Source organism: Microcoleus sp. N9_B4, from assembly GCF_036701635.1.
Lineage (GTDB): Bacteria > Cyanobacteriota > Cyanobacteriia > Cyanobacteriales > Microcoleaceae > Microcoleus.
Genome location: NZ_JAUBRC010000116.1, coordinates 1 through 1,477 on the forward strand (window position 1 = coordinate 1; position 1,477 = coordinate 1,477).

1 pseudogene is annotated in these 1,477 nt (G+C 45.0%); it reads left to right on the forward strand.

Annotated features, from left to right (window positions below):
• Nucleotides 1-56: 56 nt before the first annotated feature.
• Nucleotides 57-1,477, forward strand: a pseudogene (gene tnpC, locus QUA43_RS30675) (IS66 family transposase); the annotation flags it as partial.

Below are 1,477 nucleotides of genomic sequence, written 5' to 3' on the forward strand. Positions count from 1 at the left end.
TTTGTAAGGATTCAGGTCAAAAAAAATTCAGTGTCAAAAGCTGGTAAAATAAAGGAATGAAAAAGCCCGCAGCCACCAAAGAGCAGAAAAAAACCGAAATCGAGCAGTTGAGCCAAGCTGAACTGGTAGAAATGGTACTGGGGCTGCAAAAAATTATTGAAGAATTGCAAGAAAAACTAGCTATTGCTACGGGCAAAAGCCGAACCACCAGTCAGACTTCATCAAAGCCCCCATCTACGGATCTGATCCAAAAATCAGAGAAACCAACAGTCCAACCAGAAGCAGACCAAAAAAAGAAACCAGGTGGACAACCAGGTCATCCCGGGAAAACCCGAAAAGGGTTTGGACGAGTAGACAGAACCGAAATTAGCTCACCAGACATCTGTCTCAATTGTGGCAGTAAAGAATTAAGTGAAGTAATTAACATTCATAGACAGCAAGTAGCAAGTCTAGTAGCAAAACCAATCGAAGTTGTTGAATATCAAACACAATCGTGTAAATGCCTAGAATGTGGTGCAGTAGTCAGAGGAGAACCACCCTTGGGAATAGTTCCAGGGCAAGACTTGAGCGTTAATCTCCAAGCACTCTTAGTCTGGCTGGGGAATTACGGGCATCTTTCCTACTCCAAGCTGACTGAGCTTTTGTGGGAACTCGGCAGGATTGAAGTGTCCGTAGGAACACTCCAAAAAACCAATCAACGAGTAGCAGCAGCAGTAGAGCCAGCTATCAAAGCACTGTGGGAATGGGCACCTCTTCAATAAAACGTTCATGTAGATGAAACGCCGTGGTGTGTGATGGGGGTTAAAGAATGGCTATGGACGGCTAGTGGAGAAGGATTTTGTTTATTTCATGCTGCAGATACCAGGGGGCGCGTGGAACTAGAAACCATGCTGGGCAAAGAATTTGCGGGAGTCTTAAGCTCAGATGATTTCAGTGTTTATAATGGTGTGAAAGTCGCAGCCCAACAGAAGTGTCTGGCCCATTTACGGCGGCATTTCAAGAAAGTGCTGGAACTTCCTGGCAACAATAATGCAGCAGTCGCTCAAATATTTCTGTCATTAATTGATGAAGCTTTTATCGCCCATGAGTCCTGGCGAAAGACGAAGGAGCAACTCACCTACGACTTCTGGGCTCAGGATTTCACAATACGATTGAATCAAGCTTTGACCAGTTGGTTGGGCAAAGTTGGTTATGCTGCAGGTCTGTTACTAAAATCCTTACGGGATAAGGCAGAACAATGGTGGTATTTTCTCTCTGACCCCTCGGTTCCTCCAGATAATAATAAAGCCGAACGTTCTCTACTCCTCGGCTGTAACTAAGCGGAAAGTTTCTGGTGGCTCTCGTTCGATGAAGCGATTTGAGGAAACGGCTAATCTGCTGAGTGTGATTCAAACCTGTCGTTTTCAAGCTCGCTCAGTAATGACTTTTTTCCGTGAGGCTATTTCTGCCCATTCTTGTGACTTGGCTATGCCTGAGC